We start from the raw sequence: 16,016 nt of genomic DNA, 5'->3' as shown, positions 1-16,016 counted from the left end.
GGCTTGCGCCGACGGGCCTACGCCCGGGGCGGGTGCGGTGGGCTACTGCCCGTCGGACTCGCCGTAGGGCTCCTGCGGGCGGGCCGGGACGCTGCGCAGCGAGCGGATGCCGAGCGCGATCGCCAGCAGGCGGCGCGCGGGGGAGACCTGGGCGGTGGCCGGGGCGCGGCCGGGGCCGGTCTGCTGGGTGCGCTGCGCGGGCACCAGACCGGTGGCGGTCCGGGCGGCGGGCGTGGTCTGCGTCATGCGCACGTCCTTCGGGCTGGTGCGTCGGTCCGGGTACGTACCGGAAGGCTGCCAGTCTCACCCGGCCACGGCGACGGTTCGGTATCGAAAACCACCCGAACGGATACCGTTCCGGTGAACGCCCGTTCCGCCACGCGCTAACCCCCCGTCGGCCACCCTCGCAGCCCCCCGACCACTACCCCGATCAGACGTTCCCGAGTCACCGTCAGTTCCGCGCTCAGCCGGAACGCCCCGGCCGCGCTCAGCGAGGCGAAGCCGTGCGCGGTCGAACGGACCGCCCGGGCGGCGTGCACCGCCTCCTCGCCGGTGAGCCCGTAGCCGTCCAGCACGGTCAGGATCACCCCGACCAGCCGGCCGGCGGCGGCGGTCAGCTCGGGGTCCTCCTGCGGGGCCTGCGGCAGCGCGGCGTACCGGCGCGGGTACTGCTCGGCGTAGTCCAGGTAGGCCCCGAGCAGCGCGCCGGCGGCGGCGTCCCGGTGCAGCCCGTCGACCGCGAGGGCCAGCCGTTCGGCCAGCTCCTCGGTGACCCGGACGGCGACCAGCCGGCGCAGCTCGGCCAGGCCGCCGGGGACGTGCTTGTAGAGCGAGGGGGTGGCGACGCCCGCGCGGGCGGCGACCGAGGCGAGGGTGAGGGCCTCGGGCCCCTGACCGTCTATCAGCTCCACGGCGTGGGCCACCACGCCGGCGGGGGTGAGTCCGACCCTGGGCATCAGCCCACCTCGCGCAGGAAGGGCAGCAGGGCGTCGGCGGTGGCCTGCGGGTGGTCCGCCATCGGGTAGTGGCCGGCGCCGTCGATCATCACCTTGCGGGCCGTCAGGGCCGCCGCCTGGCGGTCGGCCACCGCCTCCGGGTCCGGGAAGTCCGGGTCCTGGTGGCCCATCAGGACCAGTGCGGGGCAGCGCACCCCGGCCGTCCAGCCGACCGGCGAGGAGTCGCCGGTGACGTAGGCCCGGGTGGCCCCCTTCCGGCCGGGCGTGCGCAGGGCGGCCACCGAGGCGGCCCGGTAGGCGGCGTAGTCGGCCGGCCGGGCGGCGGCCGGGTACGCCTTGTCCAGGTAGAGGCCCCAGGCGGCGGGGACGTGCACCAGGGCGAGGCCGAGCACCTTGAGCAGGGCGCGCTGGGCGGCGGTCGGGGGGAGGTTCTCCACGAAGGCGTCGATCAGGGCGATGCCGGCGATCCGCTCCGGGGCGTCGGCGGCGGCCTTCACCACGGTGGCCCCGGTGTAGGAGTTCCCGGCCAGCGCGGCGCGCTCGATGCCGAGGTGGTCGAGCAGCGCGAGCACGTCACCGGCCAGGGCGGCGGGGGAGTGGTCGGGCCAGCCGATCGAGGACTCGCCGAAGCCGCGCAGGTCCAGGGTGATCACCCGGTGGCCGGCCGCGGCCAGTAGCGGGCGCAGGTGGCGGTAGACGGTGCGGGAGTCGAGCATGCCGGGAAGCAGCACGACCGGCAGGCCGGTGCCCGGGGTGTCGTCGTAGGCCAGCCGGCCGCCGGGGAGGTCGAGGTAGCGGGTCGCGGGGTGCGTCGTGGTCGCCATGCTTCAAAAGCTAAGGCTAATAGCCTTAGCCGTCAAGCGGTGCGGCGGTGCTAGCGTGCGGACCGAAGCAGTCCGTGATCGTGGAAGGGGCGTCATGCCGTTCATCAACGTGAAGCAGCTGTCCGGCCGGAGCGAGGAGCAGCGGGCCGAGATCGCCCGCGAGCTCACCGCCACCTACGCGCGGATCACCGGGGTGAGCCCGGAGAACATCTGGGTGGCCATCGAGGAGATCCCGGCCGAGAACTGGTCCTCGGCCGGCGAGACCTTCGCCGCCAAGCGCGCCAAGGGCTGACGGCTCCTCAGGCCGGCGGGGCCGGGGGAGGTCGCGGGCTCGGGGGAGGTCAGGGGGTGTCCACCCGGAACGGGTCGTGCTCGGCGAGGAGCTTCTCCAGCCGGGCCTGGTCGACCCGGGTGGTGATCTCCCCCTCCTCCTGGCGGTCCCGGATCACCTTGGCCAGGGTGAACGCGGAACTGATCTCCCAGAGCAGTCCGACGGCCAGGAACCCCCGCATCCAGGCGTTCACCGGCAGGTAGATCACCCCGATGGCGAGGGAGGTGGAGGCCAGCGCGAAGGAGAGCACGGCCTGGGCGTAGTAGGCGTTGGTGGTCCGGGGCTGGGTCGCTGCGGTCATGTCCCCAGGATGGCCAACTCCCCTTCGCCGCACCTGAGTACGGATGCTCAACCGTGGCCCGTGCGGCACGCTGAGTACCGGCCCGACGGCCCCGGGTCACGGTCCGTCAGAAAGAGATGGACTGCACCACTCAAGCCGCTTGGAATCATGGGCTCCTAGGATTAACGTTTGATAACGCAGCGCGGTCGGCAACGCCGTACCCGAACGGCACCGTGCGCCGTCGCCTAATCCCACCGTTCGCCCCCACCGGGCGGACACGGGAGCCGGGGAACCACGTTCCTTGGGGTGAATCGACCGGGCCCCACCCGGTCGTAGGAGACCTTCCTGCTCCGAACCCGTCAGCTAACCCGGTAGGCGCGAAGGAAGGAAAGGAGCGCGCCTCCGTGGCGTCGACGCACACCCCGGCACACCCCCGGCACGACGGCAGTGGCAGCACCCAGCTGCTCGACCACCCGCTGCCGCCGGAGGCCGCCCGGCACCGGATGCCCCGTCAGTCCCGCGGCACCGGCCCGCTGATCGGCGTCACCGCGATGGCCGCCTCGCTCGGTGCCACCGGCTTCGCCGCCGCCGCCCCGGCCGCCGCCGCTCCCGCCGCCCCGCCGGCGGTGGCCGCCGCCGACCAGCCGGCCGAGGACGGCACCCCGGAGGACCGCGCCGCCGCCGAGCGCCCGCTCTCCGCCGACCCGGGCCTGGCACTCGCCGCCCGGATCCAGCAGCAGGCCGACGGCCAGCGGACCTCCGCCGAGGAGACCGCCCGCCTGGCCGCCGCCCAGGAGGCCGAGGACAGGCGCACCGCCCAGGCCCGGGAGCTGGCTGCCGCCGAGGCCGCTGCCGAAGCCGCCGCGCAGGCCGAAGCCGCCGCCGAGGCGGAGGCCGAGAAGGCCGAGCGGGCCGGCGCGTTCACCCTGCCGACCAGCGGCTACCACCTGACCGCGCACTACGGTCAGTCCGGCTCGTACTGGTCCCACCTGCACACCGGCCTGGACTTCGCCGCCGCCACCGGCACCCCGGTGACCGCCGTCAGCGGAGGCACCGTCAGCTCGGCCGGCTGGTCCGGCGCCTACGGCTACCGGGTGATCCAGACCCTGCCCGACGGCACCGAGGTCTGGTACTGCCACCTCTCCTCGATCACCGTCGCCTCCGGCCCGGTCGCCCCCGGCACCGTGCTCGGCAAGGTCGGCGCCACCGGCAACGTCACCGGTGCCCACCTCCACCTGGAGGTCCGCCCCGGCGGCGCCACCCCGGTCGACCCGCTGACCTGGCTCCGGGGTCACGGCCTCAACCCCTGACGCACCGTCGGACCCGTCGCCGCTCCGGGCGGCGGGTCCGCGTCCTACTCCTCGTCGGCCTGGTACCCCTGGGCCGTCAGGTACTCGTCGATCTCCTGGTGCCCCGGCTCCGGCGCCAGGTCCGGGTACTCGTGCACCAGCAGCGCCGCCAGCCCCGGCACCGTCCACTCGCCGCACAGCCGCAGCGCCTCCTCGGCCACCGCCGCCTCGAAGGCGTCGAAGTCCCCGGACAGCTCCTCCGGCATCGGCAGCCCGAGCGCGTTCAGCCCCGCCAGGTTCCGGTAGGAGCGCTGCATCAGCCGGTTCTCCAGCAGCATCCGGGCCCCGTCGGTGGCCATCCCGACCGAGATGGTCCGGGTCGGTCCCCAGCCGCCGTCCGAGTCCACCTCGTCCAGCCCGTCCAGACCCGCGAACGCCTCGGCCCGCTGCTGCTCCGTCAACTCCCGGAAGCCGTCCAGCCAGGCCCGCACCGCCGTCCCGTCCGCCGTGTCCACCCCGTCCGCCCGCAGCAGCAGCGCGTACAGCCGGGGCCAGGTCACCAGGTGCGGCTGGCGCAGCAGCCCGCAGAGCAGCTCGCCCTGCCACTCCGCCTCGGCGTGCAGCTTCTCCTGCCGCTTGGCGTTCAGCCGCTTGGTGGCCCGCTGGTGGTCGATCAGCAGCTCCACCGCCCTGCCGTACGCCTCCGGCTCGGACTCCGGCTGCACGTAGAGGTAGAGCCGCTCGTAGAGCAGCTGCTCCAGCACCGCCGAGGTCAACTCCGGGAAACCGTCGTGCATCCGGCCGTCGCCCAGCTCCAGCAGGGCGAGCACGGTGCGCACGGCCGGCTCGGGCACCGGCGGCCGGCCCTCGGCGGCGGCCCAGTCGAGCAGGTCGTCGGCGCGGGTGCGGGGGCTGAGCAGCAGGTCCTCGTGGTTCACCCTCGTACGGTATCCGGTGACGGACCGTCGGGAGGCTGCGGCACCGCCCGCGTAGGGTCGGGCCCATGATGCCCGTCCGGCTGACCGGCCCCCGGCTCGCCCTGCGCGAACACCACGGCACCCCCGAGGAGGCCGCCGCGCTGCACGCCGTCCACGGCGACCCGGCCGCCGCCCGGTACCTGGACTTCGGCCCGGCCGACCTCGACACCTGCGCCGACCAGTTGGCCCTCGCCCTCGACCTCGCCGAGGAGAGCCCCCGCACCGAGTACCGCCTCGCCGTCACCCTCCTCGCCGACGGCCCGCCCGAGCACGCCCCGCCGATCGGCACCGCCGCACTCACCGTCGAGCCCGGCCGGGCCGCCGCCATCGGCTACGCCCTGCGCCGCGACACCTGGGGCCGTGGCCACGGCACCGAGGTGGTCGCCCTGCTGCGGGCCCTCGCCTTCGAGGTCCTGGGCCTGACCCGCCTGACCGCCCGGGTCGACCCGGCCAACACCGCCTCCACCCGGCTGCTCCTCCGGGCCGGCTTCCACCTGGACCGCGCCACGGAGCGGTACGTGCTCTTGGCGCGGTAGGGCGCGCGTCCCGCGCCCTTGCCGTTGGTGCGGCGGGTCGTGTGCAGGTGGGGGTCCGTACCCGGCGGTCGGGTGGTGGTCTTCCGTTTCGCGCAGTTCCCCGCGCCCCTGTCTGCCCTGCGGGCAGCCGAGGGCAGCCGGGGGGTGGGGACAGCCCTACCTTCGGTCCACCGGGGGACCTCATTCCGGGGGACCGGCTCCGCTGGGATCGTAGGAGGGCGAGCCAGGAGGGCAGGCAGTGGACGAGGAGCCGGTGATGACCAGTCAGACCCACCACCACTACGCGGCGGTGCGCCACGGCGACCGGTCGGGGGACGCGGCCCGGCCGGGCTTGTGGCGGGCACCGATCAGCGCGGAGCCGTACCGGGAGCTGGGCTTCCTGCTCACCGCGCTGCCACTGGCGGTGGTCGGCTTCGCCGTGACGGTGGCGCTGTTCGCGGCCGGGGCCGGTCTGCTGGTCACCGTCCTGGGCCTGCCGGTGCTGGCGGCCCTGACCTCCTTCGGCCGGGGCTTCGCCGCGCTGGAGCGGCACCGCGCCCGCACCCTGCTGCACACCGAGGTCGGCGACCCGCAGCCGGTGCGGCGGAGCCGGCCCGGCGTCTGGGGCGGCGTCACCGCCCGGCTGGCGGACGGCCTGGGCTGGCGGGCGGCGCTGTACCAGGTGCTGATGCTGCCCTGGTCGATCGTCGCGTTCGTGCTCCCGGTGGTCACCCTGACGGTGGGTTGGGTGCTGGCGGCGTTCCCGGCCTACCAGTGGGTGTTCGCCCGCTACACCGACTGGCCGGGGTACCGGCTGTACGACTTCACCACCGACGCCGGTGTGCACCACGAGTACTACCTGACCTCCAACTGGCAGATCATCGGCGTCTGCCTGGTCGGCCTGGTCTTCCTGCTGCTCTCGCCGCCGCTGATCCGCGGCCTGACCAACGTCAACCGCCTCGCCATCCGGGCACTCTGCCGCTGACGCGGCCCCGGCCCCCGGCCCCCGGTTCCCGCCGAGCGCCACCCCGGGAGCCGTGCTCCGATGAGCGGGTGAGCACCACCTTGGTCACCTCCCGCCCGCTCGACGAGTACTGCGGCCTCTTCGACCTGACCCGAGCCGGCCTGGCCGCGCTCCCCGGCCCGGTCCTCGACTGCCCCGGCGGCGGTGCCGGTCTGGTGGCCGAGGCCCGGACGCTGGGCGTCACGGTGGTGGCCGCCGATCCGGTGTACGGCGCCGATCCGGCCGCCCTGGCCGCGCTGACGGCCGAGGCCCGGACCCGGATGGCCGTCCGGATGGCCGAGGCCCCGCACCTCTATCCCTCGGCCCGGGCCCGGCCGCCGGAGCGCTACCTGCGCAGCTGGGACCGGGCCCGGGCGCTGTTCGCCGCCGACCGGGCGGCCCACCCCGAGCGGTACGTGGCCGCCGCGCTGCCCCGGCTGCCGTTCGCGGACGGCACCTTCGCCCTCACCCTGAGCGGCTACCTGCTCTTCGCCTACCCCGAACTCTTCCCGCCGGAGCGGCAGTTGGCGGGCCTGCTGGAGCTGGTCCGGGTCACCGCGCCGGACGGCGAGGTCCGGGTCCACCCGCTGCACGACGGCTCGGCGGTGCCCTGCCCGCACCTGCCCGCGCTCCGGGCCCGGCTCGGTGACCACCAGGTGGCCAGCGAGGTGCGTCGGTTCGCCCGGCCGGAGGACGGCCGGACCCGCCGGGTGCTGGTGCTCCGCCGGGCCGACCACCGCCGACGCTCGGCCGTCAGCGCACGGGAGCGGTGACCTCGGGGCCGCCCCTGCTCTGCTCCGGCACCACCGCGAGGAGCTTGAGGATCTGACCGGCCACCACCCGGCGGCGCGAATCCGGTGGCACCGCCCGGTCGTTGCGCAGCTTGTTCTCCACCACGAAGCGCAGCTCCCGCCGCTGCTCCTCGCCGAGCCCGCCGTGCTCCACGGCCGCCCGGGCCGCCAGCAGTGCCTGGAGCAGCACGAACGGCGGCAGCTCGCTGCTCACCGCCCGCAGGATCAGGTGGTAGTTCTCCGGATCGGGGTCGCCCTGGAGCAGGGCCAGTGCCTGCACCTGGAGGCCCTCGGTCTGGGTGGCGAAGAGCTTCTCCACCTCGGCGGTGGAGAAGTTCAGCTCCCGGGCCCGGGCCACGGTCTGCCGGACGGAGTCGTCCAGGGTCTGCCGGTCGGCGGTGGACAGCGCCTTGGCCAGCCGGAGCCGGGTGAGCAGCCAGCCGCCGAGGAAGCCGATCACGGTGAAGTAGACCGTCAGCGCGGCGGCGAAGGCGGAGGCGCCGGGGCCGTTGCCCACCACGGGGGCCAGCGACCTGCCGAGGTCGCGGAGCAGGCCGGGCAGCGAGCCGATCTGGGTCAGTCCGGCGCCCAGCAGGATCTTGGTCAGCCAGTCGGAGACCTGTTCGAGGTTGGTGTTGGGCGAGTAGCTGCCCGTCGAGGTGGCGCTCAGGTCGTCCGGCCGGGCCGCCGCGCCGCTGGTCAGCAGCCGGGGGATGCCGAACAGGAAGCCCACTCCGGCCCCCGCCGCCGCGAAGGTCGCGGCCACCACCAGTCCGCCGCCGAGCGCGCCCGCCCAGTCGGCGCTGGTCGAGGCGTACAGCCCCAGTCCGAGCAGTCCGGCCCCGACCACCGAGCCCAGACCGACCTTCGCCGCACCGTCCTGCCGTAGGTCCACCGCGCCCACCCCTCCCCGAAGTCGCTGCGACTGTAGCCGACCGCTCACCGTCCGGGCAGGGCGTACACGCCGTTCGGCAGGACGGACGGGCCGGTCCGGGCACGCAGACGGCCCGTGGGCTGCTCCTCGGGCGGACCGTCCCCGGGTGGGGGCGGACCGTCGAGGCACCGGGGATGTACCGGTGAGCACCACGGGCCGGGTGACTGCTTGGGATTCGCCTGCCGCCGGAGGTCGTACGCCCTCGGGTCCTGCGCAGGCAGGGGCGGCTCTAGCGAGCAGCCACCTCACGCATCCTGAAAGAACTCAACTCAGGATCACCTCCTTTCAGTGTGCGCCCACTGTAGGCAGCGGCCGTCGGTGCGCACAACGGGTTTTTCCCGGGAGCTGTCTGACGGCCCGTCAGGCTGCTCCCGGGGGCTTCTCCGACGGTCGCCCCGCCGGCCGGTGCCGGGCAGGGGGCGGTCGTGCGGAGCCGGTGCGGAACGCGCTGGTGGATGCCCCGTCGGGGGAGGTGGGAGGCGGGCGGTCCGGGCACGACGAAGGGCCCGACGGATGATCCGTCAGGCCCTTCGGTGCTACTGAGTAGCGGGGACAGGATTTGAACCTGCGACCTCTGGGTTATGAGCCCAGCGAGCTACCGAGCTGCTCCACCCCGCGTCGGTGAACCCAACAGTACGGGAGAGCTGCCCGGAAGCAAAATCGGTCAGCCGGCACCGGCCGGCGGCTCCCGGTGCCGCAGCGACCTGGCCCGGCTGCGGGCCCAGAGCGCGAAGCAGACCAGCGCGGCGAAGCAGGGCACCATCAGCAGCCCGTAGACCAGCAGGAAGCCCCGGGTGCCCTCGCCGGCCGCCGCGTTCCAGGCGCCGTGCAGGGCCATCGAGAGCAGCAGGCCGGTCGGCGCCGCCAGCCGGGCCGCCCAGCGGCGGCCGGTGGTCAGCGCGATGGCGATGCCCAGGCCGGTCAGCGCGGTGAACAGCGGGTGGGCGAAGGGCGAGAGCAGCCCGCGGAGCACGAAGGTGTGCACGGTGGAGTCGAAGTCCCGCAGGCTCGGCCGGTCGCCCAGGCCGATGCTGTCCAGCCGGTCCTGCTGGTCGTCGGTGAAGGCCCGCCCCAGGTAGAGCGCGTTCTCGGTGAAGGCGAAGCCGCAGGCCGTCACCCCGCCCAGCACCACCCCGGCGGCCAGCGTGCGCGGGCTGGAGCGGGCCCGCCGGTGCGCCGGGGTCCGGGCCGGCCGGCGGAAGTACGCGGGCCGGACCCGGGGCCGGAAGTCCGGCCGCCGGTACGGGCGCAGCACCCGGGTGATCCGCCGGGCCGGCAGGTGGGCCCGCCGGGCCAGCACCGCGCAGGTGCGTTCCACGTGGCAGCGCAGCCGACGGCGGACCGGCAGCAGCAGCATCGCCAGCGCCGCGCCCTTGGCCGCCTCCTCGATCAGCGGGGTGGCCACGTCGGCCAGCAGGGTCTCGCCCCGGACGCTGCCCTGACGGGCGATCAGGAAGTCCCCGGCCCAGCCGTTCGCCAGGATCGCCACCGTGGTGGCCGCGCAGGCGCCCCAGGCCAGGCAGAACAGCGTGTGCCGCAGCGGCACCCGGGCCGTCTGGTTCAGCCAGGCCAGTGCCCCCAGCACGAACGGCAGCGGCAGCAGGGCCAGCCCCAGCCCGACCAGCAGCCCGGTGGTGCCGGTCTGCCGGTGCACCAGTTTCAGGATCAGCACCCCGCACCCGGCGAGCGCGAAGGCGGCCAGTGCCGAGGAGAGCGCCGGGTAGCGCAGTGACCGGGCCCGTCGCAGCAGGTGCTCCACCCGGACGTACGGGTGCCAGGGCAGTGACCGGCCCGCCCGCCGCACCCGGGGCCCCGGGATCGTCGGGGCTCCGGCCGTGGGCGGGAGCGGATCGGCGGTGGCGTCGCGACCCCCGGCCGCGGCCGTGGGGAGGGGCGGGCCGCCACGGGGCGGGCTGCTCACCCGGCACAGGGTAGGGGAACCACCCGTTGCTGCGGGAGGGCTCCGGACAAACCCGGCACCTGACCGGAAGCGCTGTGATACGGCGTCGGATCCGGTGGGCGGGGCGGGCGGCCGGACGGCGGCCGGGAGGGTCAGCGGCGGCGGAACAGCAGGTCGTGCACGACGTGCCCCTTGGCGATCCCGGCCCGCTCGAACTTGGTGACCGGCCGCCAGTCCGGGCGCGGGGCGTAGCCCGGCACCGAACCCTCGGGGTGCTCGGACGGCTCCAGCCAGCCGGTGCCGTCACCCTCCGGGTGGAGGTTCTCCAGCTCGGCGGAGGCCGACAGCACGGTGAGCATCTGCTCGGCGTAGGGCTCCCAGTCGGTGGCGCAGTGCACCAGCGCGCCGGGCGCCAGCCGGGGCAGCACCAGGTCGAGGAAGGACTGCTGCACCAGACGGCGCTTGTGGTGCTTCGGCTTCGGCCACGGGTCGGCGAAGTAGACCCGCAGACCGGCCAGCGAGGCGTCCGGCAGCATGTCGCGGAGCAGGATCACCGCGTCGCCGGCCGCCAGGCGGACGTTCTCCGAGCCGTTGCGCTCCAGCAGTTGGAGCAGGTTGCCGTGGCCCGGGGTGTGCACGTCGGCCGCCAGGATGCCGGTGGCCGGGTCGGCGGCGGCCATCGCGGCGGTGGTCTCGCCCATCCCGAAGCCGATCTCCAGGGTCACCGGCAGTCCGCCGAACAGCGCCGGCAGGTCCAGCGGGGTCCCGTCGATCGCCAACCCGTACCGCTCCCAGCCCCGGTCCAGCGCCCCGGCCTGCGCCGGGGTCATCCGGCCCCGGCGGGGCTGGAAGCTGCGGATGCGGTGCTCGCGGTGCTGCTCCTCGGTGGCCCGGTGCGGGTACATCGGCGCGGGGTAGCCGGCCGGGGCGGCCGACAGGCGCGCGGACGGGGAGCTCTGGGGTGCGGGGGCGGTGGCAGTCACAATCACCCGAGTCTAGGACACCGGCCGCCGGACCGGTCCGGTCGTGCCGGTGGGCGTGGGGCCCGGCCACCCGGCTGCCCCGTCCGCGCCGCCCGCCGTCCGTGCCGTCCGCCGTGCGGCCGTGCATCCGTGCCGCCGCTCGCCTCAGCCGAGGGCCGAGAGCGCGCGGGAGGCGATCTCGCGGCCGATCGGGAGCGAGGCGGTCGCGGCGGGGGAGGGGGCGTTCAGGACGTGCACGGTGCGGCCGGTGCCGGCGAAGGCGAAGTCGTCGAGCAGGGTGCCGTCCGGGGCGACGGCCTGGGCGCGGACGCCGGCCGTGGCGGGGGTCAGGTCGGCGGCGGTCACGGCGGGCAGCAGGCGCTGGACGGCGGTGGTGAAGGCCCGCTTGGAGAGCGAGCGGTGCAGCTCGCCGAGCTCGTAGCGCCAGTGCCGGCGGGCGATCTTCCAGGTGCCGGGGAAGCGGGCGGTCTCGGCCAGGTCGGGGAGACTGACGGTGCGCCAGTCGTAGCCCTCGCGGGCCAGCGCGGGCACCGCGTTCGGGCCGACGTGCACGTCGCCGTGGATGCCCCGGGTGAGGTGGACGCCGAGGAACGGGAAGGCCGGGTCCGGTACGGGGTAGACCAGGCCCCGGACCAACGACCGGCGCTGCTCGACCAGTTCGTAGTACTCGCCGCGGAACGGGACGATCCGCACGCCCGGGTCGTCCCCGGCCAGCCGGGCGATCCGGTCGCTGTGCAGGCCGGCGCAGTTGACCAGCACCTCGCAGTGCAGCTCGCGGGAGCCCGCGTGCAGGGTCAGCCCGTCGGCCCGGCGGTGCACCAGGGTGAGCGGGGTCGAGGTGAGCAGCTCGACGCCGCCCTTCGCGGCCAGCTCGGCGTAGCGGCGGGCCACCGCCGGGAAGTCGCAGATGCCGGTGGTGCCGAGGTGCAGCCCGGCCACGCCGGTGACCTCGGGCTCGTGCTCGGTGATACCGGCCGGGCCGAGCTCGGTGACCGGGATGCCGTTGGCCCGGCCGCGCTCGGTCAGCGCGGCCAGCCGGGGGAGTTCGTCGGCCCGGGTGGCCACGATCAGCTTGCCGGTGACCTCGTGCGCGATGCCCTGCTCGCGGCAGAACTCCACCATCGCGCTCGCGCCCTCGGTGGCGTACTTCGCCTTCAGCGAGCCGGGCTTGTAGTAGACGCCGCTGTGGATCACGCCGCTGTTGCGCCCGGTCTGGTGGGCGGCGAACTCCGGCTCCTTCTCCAGCAGCGCGACCCGCACCCCCGGCCGGGCCAGGGTCAGCGCGTACGCGGTGGAGAGCCCGACGATGCCTCCGCCCACCACCACGACGTCGTACTTCTCGCTCATGAACCCGCCCCTCGGTCCCGGCCCGTTGCCGACGAGCAGTCAACCTACTCCCAGGGCCAGCCGCTGTCCCGGCCTTGCTCCAGGAGCGGGATCAGCCGGAAGGCGGCGTCGCTGAGACCGCCGAAGACGTGCCGGGCGGCGCCGCCGGACGGGCCGTGGCCGGTGGCGTGGCCGGCCAGGTTCCAGGTGTAGACCGGCACTTCGGCCGGGACGGCGGCGAGGGCGTCGCCCGGGGCGGCCTGCTCGTCGGTGACGATCACCACCCGGTCGTGGCCGCGGTAGGTGGCCCGGACGGCCGCCGCCGTCTCGGTGCCGCCGAGGTCGGTGAAGCGCTCCAGGACCTGCAGCACGCCCTCGCCCCGGGCGTACTCGACCCGGTGGTGGGAGGCGCCGAACTGCACCAGGTCGGCTTGCTCGGCGCGGAGCGCCAGCGCGGTGCCGAACAGCGCGGCCGAGTCCGCCCAGCTCAGGTCGGTCCCGCTGCTGAGGCTCCAGAACATCGAGCCCGAGCGGTCGACCAGTACCAGGGTGCGGCCCGGCAGTTCGGGCACGTTGGCCAGCGAGTGGCCGAGCGCGGTCTCCAGCGTGGCGCCCCAGCGGAGCTTCGAGGCGTTGCGGTACGCCGCCAGGTAGCGGAACGGGAACTGCTTCGAGCGCCGCACCTCCACCGGATCGGAGATCCGCCGGGCCACCTCGGCGGCGGCCCGCTCGCCGATGCCGGCCCGGTCGAAGTTGCGCAGGTTGCGGACCAGCGCCATCGGGCCCATCGACGGGATGACCGCCTCCCAGACCGCCGCGTCCAGCGGCCCCTGCAGCCAGCCGGCCAGTGCCTCCCAGGTCATCCCGGCGGCGGCCAGCCGCTCGGCGCCGCCGGGGTCGGTCACCAGGGCGCGCCGCTGCTCGACCGGGACGCGGGTCAACTCGTCATGTGCGCACAGGAGTTCGATGTCGGCCGGTGGCTCGGCGGTCTCCGGGTGGTGCCGGCGGTCCAGCGCGAAGCGGAACAGCGCGGACTGCTCCGGCCGGGCCGGATCGGGGGCGGGGTGGGTCAGCTCCAGTACGTCGCCGAAGCGGAAGCCCTTGCCGGCGGTGTCGTACTTGAGCAGCGCCGGGGCCGTGTAGAGCCGGCGGACGGCGTCGGCCACGCCGCGCTTCAGCGGCTTGGGCAGGGCCCGGCCGTAGCGGGCGGTCCAGTAGGCCAGCAGCTCGCCCGGCTCGTCGGCCCGGCGCAGCACGGTCTCCACCACCTGCCGGGAGAAGCCGGGCGCCCCGGCGTCGAGGCGGGCCCGGGTGAACTCGGCCGCGCCGACCAGGGCGGCGGTGCGCAGCCCGGCGCCGTAGCGGAGCCAGCGCAGCAGGGCCAGGGTCCACTCCGGGTCGCCGACCGCCAGCTGACGGACCAGCAGGGAGTAGCGGTCGTCCCGGTCGGCGGCCTCCTCGTAGAAGGAGCGCTGCCCGACCAGGTTGGCCACCGCCAGCAGGAAGAGCTCGGAGCGGGCGTCGCGGAGGTGGCCGGTGCCGCCGTTGTGATTGGCCGTCAGCAGCCCGGTGGTGGTCACCGGCGAGGCCGGACCACGGGTCGGCGGTGCGGACCGCCGCTGGTTGAACCGGGACATGCCGGACTTCCTTCGCTCGGGTGGTGACGGAAACGCCTCGGGGTGCCCGGTGAGGGCACCCCGAGGTGACGAGAACGTCCAGAGAACCGGAGCGGCGGAGGTTTTGCTGTTGCTCTGCCAATTGAGCTACACCCGCCCGAAGCGGGGACGGGACTCGAACCCGCAACCCACAGATTAAGAAGTAGCCCCCACCTGCGCACCTGGACGAGAGACAGGCTAGCCGGACGGCCGAGGCGGGGGCACGCGGTTTTCTAGGCGGGGGCCACCAGCATCAGCCGGGCCCGCTCGGTGAGTTCGCGGACCCTCCGTTCCTCCTGGTGTGGCTCCAGCCGGCGGAGCAGTTCGAGGACGTACTCCCGGCTGCGCTGCGAGGAGATCCGGCCGGCCACCTCCACCGCCCGCTCGCCGGCCGCCACCGCCGCGTCCAGGTCCCCGGCCTCGGCCTCGGCCATCGCCGAGACGATCAGGCGTAAGCCGTGCGAGCGGACGAACCCCTCGGTCGGCCGGGCCAGTGCCTCTCGGGTGAACTGACGGACCTTCGACAGCTCGCCGAGGTCGCGGAAGCACTCGGCGGCGTCGGCGGCCAGCCGGTCGTAGGCGTAGAAGTCGATCCAGGCCGGATCGGAGTCGCCCGCCCGCGCGCGCTCCAGGGCGCTCTCGGCGGCGGAGAGCGCCCCGGCGCAGGCGGCGGCGTTCCCGTTCCGGGCGTGCGCGCGGGCCTCCACCAAGTGGAAGAAGCTCATGGTGCGGGTGGTGGCCAGGCCCCGGTTGCGCTCCAGCGCGGCCTGCGCGAGGTCGACCGCCTCCTCGGCGAAGCCCCGGTAGCAGGCCTGGAGGCTCATCGAGGCCAGCACGTAGCCGCCGAGCGGGACGTCGGCGGCGGCCCGGGCCAGCCGGAGCGCCTGGATGTAGTAGCGCTGGGCCGCCTCGTGCTGGCCGGTGTCGAAGGCCATCCACCCGGCCAGCCGGGTCAGTTCGGCCGTCGCGCCGAACAGGGCCCGGCCCACCGCGTCGCTGTACGAGCCGAGCAGCAGGGGTGCCGCCTCCACCCGCAGGCACTCCGGGACCATCGAGGAACGCCAGTCCCCGCCGCCGTACTTGGAATCCCAGCGCCGAGCCTCCTGGGCCGCCTCGCGCAGCTTGGCCGCGTCCGAGTGGCCGACCCGGTAGCCGGAGGGATCGGCCACCCCGGCCTCCCGGGCCACCGAACCGTCGGCCGGCGTGATCAGCCAGCGGGAGACCGGCGTCGCGTACGCCGAGACCGAGAAGGTCCCGGCCAGGCTGTCGCTCCACCGCCCGCCGCCGGGCCCCCGGCGCAGCTCCAGGTCCACCCGCCACAGGTCGGTGGCCGAGCGCACCGCCTCCGGCACGTCGCGCGGGAACGCCAGGCCGAGCTCCGGGGCCGGGTCGGTGTCGCCCAGGCCGATCTCGTCCAGCGGCACCGGGCGGCCCAGCTTGGAGCCGATCGCGGTGGCGATCAGGTGCGGCACCGGCCCCTGCGGGATCATGCCCTTGCTGACCCAGCGGGCCACCGAGGTCTTGTCGTAACGGAGCGTCAGGCCCCGCTGCGCGCCCAGGTCGTTGACCCTGCGGGCCAGGCCGGCGTTGCTGATCTGGGCCACGGTGAGGAGCGTCCCGAGTCGCTCGTTCGGCCCTCGTGAAGTGGCGGTCATGGTGGCTGCGGCACCCCCTGGCGCGGTGCTGCGGGTCTGCGGAAACTGCGCGCGCCCGGGCACGGTGGCTTGATCGTGAACGGCGCGGTGGCCGTGGGTGGGTGGCGGATGGGGTGGCGTGCCCGCCGACGGCGTCCGGCGCGAGCCACTGCTTGCACCACCTAGCGTAGTCGTACGGGTTCCGAGGGTTAAGAGTCCGGATTCCGGATGGCGGGATCGCGTGCCGCTCCAGGGGTCGTGCCCGGGGGTGGCGCGCGGGTGCCGTGGCCCCTCCGGGGTCGTGCCGGACGGGCGTGCTCCGGTCGGGTGCAGACGTGCGCCCGGCCGTGCCCCCTGGCCCGATGGGCTGGTCGGCGATTCGCTGGAGGCTGTGGGTCGGCCCGCCGACGAGGACCCGGCGGGCCGGGGGACACCTCCGCCGACATCCCCGCGGGCGGGGGTGGGGTCCGGGAGGGCATGCGGATGCCCTCCCGGGCCGGGTGACGCATTTCAGCCATTATGCGATGCCCATGCCAATGCACCTCCGGGCGGACGGGCCGGGCCCCGGAGGGGAGGGCCCGGCCCGCTCCGCGTCGGCCGCGCAGCGCGCCCGGGCGC

At 75.0% G+C, this 16,016-nt stretch carries 16 protein-coding genes, 1 tRNA gene and 1 riboswitch; of the genes, 5 read left to right on the top strand and 12 right to left on the bottom strand.

What is annotated here, in order from left to right:
* Positions 1–42: 42 nt before the first annotated feature.
* From ACIRBX_RS05600 to ACIRBX_RS05590, 3 genes are all read right to left on the bottom strand, one after another.
* The gene (locus ACIRBX_RS05600) at positions 43–246 is read right to left on the bottom strand and encodes a hypothetical protein (RefSeq protein ID WP_402293921.1); all 204 of its coding nucleotides are present in this window, start codon (positions 244–246) and stop codon (positions 43–45) included.
* A 137-nt stretch (positions 247–383) separates the two neighbouring features.
* Positions 384–956: a TetR/AcrR family transcriptional regulator gene (locus ACIRBX_RS05595; RefSeq protein ID WP_402293920.1), complete on the bottom strand. Its 573-nt coding sequence runs from the start codon at positions 954–956 to the stop codon at positions 384–386.
* A complete protein-coding gene (locus ACIRBX_RS05590; RefSeq protein ID WP_402293919.1) occupies positions 956–1,780 on the bottom strand; it encodes an alpha/beta fold hydrolase in 825 nt (274 codons plus the stop codon). The genes ACIRBX_RS05595 and ACIRBX_RS05590 overlap by 1 nt, the downstream gene beginning before the upstream one ends.
* A 94-nt stretch (positions 1,781–1,874) precedes the next feature.
* Between ACIRBX_RS05590 and ACIRBX_RS05585 the strand changes: the two genes are divergently transcribed.
* A complete protein-coding gene (locus ACIRBX_RS05585; protein ID WP_402293918.1) occupies positions 1,875–2,072 on the top strand; it encodes a 4-oxalocrotonate tautomerase family protein in 198 nt (65 codons plus the stop codon).
* A 49-nt stretch (positions 2,073–2,121) separates the two neighbouring features.
* Here the strand turns inward: ACIRBX_RS05585 and ACIRBX_RS05580 are convergent, their stop codons facing one another.
* Positions 2,122–2,412, bottom strand: a complete 291-nt coding sequence (locus tag ACIRBX_RS05580; RefSeq protein ID WP_402293917.1) for a YiaA/YiaB family inner membrane protein — start codon at positions 2,410–2,412, stop codon at positions 2,122–2,124.
* A 211-nt stretch (positions 2,413–2,623) separates the two neighbouring features.
* A riboswitch (cyclic di-AMP (ydaO/yuaA leader) is annotated at positions 2,624–2,783 on the top strand.
* Positions 2,784–2,795: 12 nt separating this feature from the next.
* On the opposite strand from ACIRBX_RS05580, the gene ACIRBX_RS05575 reads away from it, so the two are divergent.
* Positions 2,796–3,701 carry a M23 family metallopeptidase gene (locus ACIRBX_RS05575; protein WP_402293916.1) on the top strand — a complete coding sequence of 302 codons (906 nt, stop codon included), beginning with the start codon at positions 2,796–2,798 and terminating at the stop codon, positions 3,699–3,701.
* A 44-nt stretch (positions 3,702–3,745) separates the two neighbouring features.
* Here ACIRBX_RS05575 and ACIRBX_RS05570 read toward each other — a convergent pair whose 3' ends face one another.
* Positions 3,746–4,618 carry a hypothetical protein gene (locus tag ACIRBX_RS05570; protein WP_402293915.1) on the bottom strand — a complete coding sequence of 291 codons (873 nt, stop codon included), beginning with the start codon at positions 4,616–4,618 and terminating at the stop codon, positions 3,746–3,748.
* A gap of 65 nt (positions 4,619–4,683) precedes the next feature.
* On the opposite strand from ACIRBX_RS05570, the gene ACIRBX_RS05565 reads away from it, so the two are divergent.
* The 3 genes from ACIRBX_RS05565 (at position 4,684) to ACIRBX_RS05555 (ending at position 6,948) form a co-directional block, all read left to right on the top strand.
* Complete coding sequence (locus ACIRBX_RS05565) at positions 4,684–5,193, top strand: GNAT family N-acetyltransferase (protein ID WP_402293914.1); 510 nt, start codon at positions 4,684–4,686, stop codon at positions 5,191–5,193.
* Positions 5,194–5,449: 256 nt separating this feature from the next.
* The gene (locus tag ACIRBX_RS05560) at positions 5,450–6,157 is read left to right on the top strand and encodes a sensor domain-containing protein (protein WP_402293913.1); all 708 of its coding nucleotides are present in this window, start codon (positions 5,450–5,452) and stop codon (positions 6,155–6,157) included.
* Between the two features lie 68 nt (positions 6,158–6,225).
* Positions 6,226–6,948, top strand: coding sequence for a class I SAM-dependent methyltransferase (locus ACIRBX_RS05555; RefSeq protein WP_402293912.1), 723 nt, complete (start codon positions 6,226–6,228; stop codon positions 6,946–6,948).
* On the opposite strand, the gene ACIRBX_RS05550 is transcribed toward ACIRBX_RS05555, so the two are convergent.
* The 7 genes from ACIRBX_RS05550 to ACIRBX_RS05520 all read right to left on the bottom strand — a co-directional run bounded on the left by ACIRBX_RS05550 (position 6,929) and on the right by ACIRBX_RS05520 (position 15,419).
* Positions 6,929–7,861, bottom strand: a complete 933-nt coding sequence (locus ACIRBX_RS05550; protein WP_402293911.1) for a hypothetical protein — start codon at positions 7,859–7,861, stop codon at positions 6,929–6,931. The genes ACIRBX_RS05555 and ACIRBX_RS05550 overlap by 20 nt on opposite strands.
* Before the next feature lie 583 nt (positions 7,862–8,444).
* Positions 8,445–8,518: transfer RNA gene (locus ACIRBX_RS05545), tRNA-Met, on the bottom strand.
* A 46-nt stretch (positions 8,519–8,564) separates the two neighbouring features.
* Positions 8,565–9,821, bottom strand: coding sequence for a PrsW family intramembrane metalloprotease (locus ACIRBX_RS05540; RefSeq protein ID WP_402293910.1), 1,257 nt, complete (start codon positions 9,819–9,821; stop codon positions 8,565–8,567).
* A 131-nt stretch (positions 9,822–9,952) separates the two neighbouring features.
* Positions 9,953–10,783, bottom strand: coding sequence for a tRNA (guanosine(46)-N7)-methyltransferase TrmB (gene trmB / locus ACIRBX_RS05535; protein ID WP_402293909.1), 831 nt, complete (start codon positions 10,781–10,783; stop codon positions 9,953–9,955).
* A gap of 144 nt (positions 10,784–10,927) precedes the next feature.
* Complete coding sequence (lhgO, locus tag ACIRBX_RS05530; RefSeq protein WP_402293908.1) at positions 10,928–12,130, bottom strand: L-2-hydroxyglutarate oxidase; 1,203 nt, start codon at positions 12,128–12,130, stop codon at positions 10,928–10,930.
* 44 nt (positions 12,131–12,174) lie between these two features.
* Positions 12,175–13,746 (bottom strand): TROVE domain-containing protein, encoded by a 1,572-nt coding sequence (locus ACIRBX_RS05525; RefSeq protein WP_402293907.1) that lies wholly within the window; start codon positions 13,744–13,746, stop codon positions 12,175–12,177.
* Positions 13,747–13,997: 251 nt separating this feature from the next.
* Positions 13,998–15,419 carry an MFS transporter gene (locus tag ACIRBX_RS05520; RefSeq protein WP_402293906.1) on the bottom strand — a complete coding sequence of 474 codons (1,422 nt, stop codon included), beginning with the start codon at positions 15,417–15,419 and terminating at the stop codon, positions 13,998–14,000.
* Between the last annotated feature and the right edge of the window lie 597 nt (positions 15,420–16,016).

The organism is Kitasatospora sp. NPDC096147 (assembly GCF_044763225.1).
Taxonomy (GTDB): Bacteria; Actinomycetota; Actinomycetes; order Streptomycetales; family Streptomycetaceae; genus Kitasatospora.
The sequence above is the reverse complement of the archived record's forward strand: the minus strand, read 5'-3'. Positions and strand labels throughout refer to the sequence as shown.

Bases quoted from the DNA above. Each gene is read 5' to 3' on its own strand.
- ACIRBX_RS05585 (WP_402293918.1), top strand. From the start codon at position 1,875: ATGCCGTTCATCAACGTGAAGCAGCTGTCCGGCCGGAGCGAGGAGCAG.
- ACIRBX_RS05520 (WP_402293906.1), bottom strand. From the start codon at position 15,419: ATGACCGCCACTTCACGAGGGCCGAACGAGCGACTCGGGACGCTCCTC.
- ACIRBX_RS05565 (WP_402293914.1), top strand. From the start codon at position 4,684: ATGATGCCCGTCCGGCTGACCGGCCCCCGGCTCGCCCTGCGCGAACAC.
- ACIRBX_RS05590 (WP_402293919.1), bottom strand. From the start codon at position 1,780: ATGGCGACCACGACGCACCCCGCGACCCGCTACCTCGACCTCCCCGGC.
- ACIRBX_RS05525 (WP_402293907.1), bottom strand. From the start codon at position 13,746: ATGTCCCGGTTCAACCAGCGGCGGTCCGCACCGCCGACCCGTGGTCCG.
- ACIRBX_RS05595 (WP_402293920.1), bottom strand. From the start codon at position 956: ATGCCCAGGGTCGGACTCACCCCCGCCGGCGTGGTGGCCCACGCCGTG.
- ACIRBX_RS05580 (WP_402293917.1), bottom strand. From the start codon at position 2,412: ATGACCGCAGCGACCCAGCCCCGGACCACCAACGCCTACTACGCCCAG.
- ACIRBX_RS05600 (WP_402293921.1), bottom strand. From the start codon at position 246: ATGACGCAGACCACGCCCGCCGCCCGGACCGCCACCGGTCTGGTGCCC.
- ACIRBX_RS05560 (WP_402293913.1), top strand. From the start codon at position 5,450: ATGACCAGTCAGACCCACCACCACTACGCGGCGGTGCGCCACGGCGAC.
- lhgO (WP_402293908.1), bottom strand. From the start codon at position 12,130: ATGAGCGAGAAGTACGACGTCGTGGTGGTGGGCGGAGGCATCGTCGGG.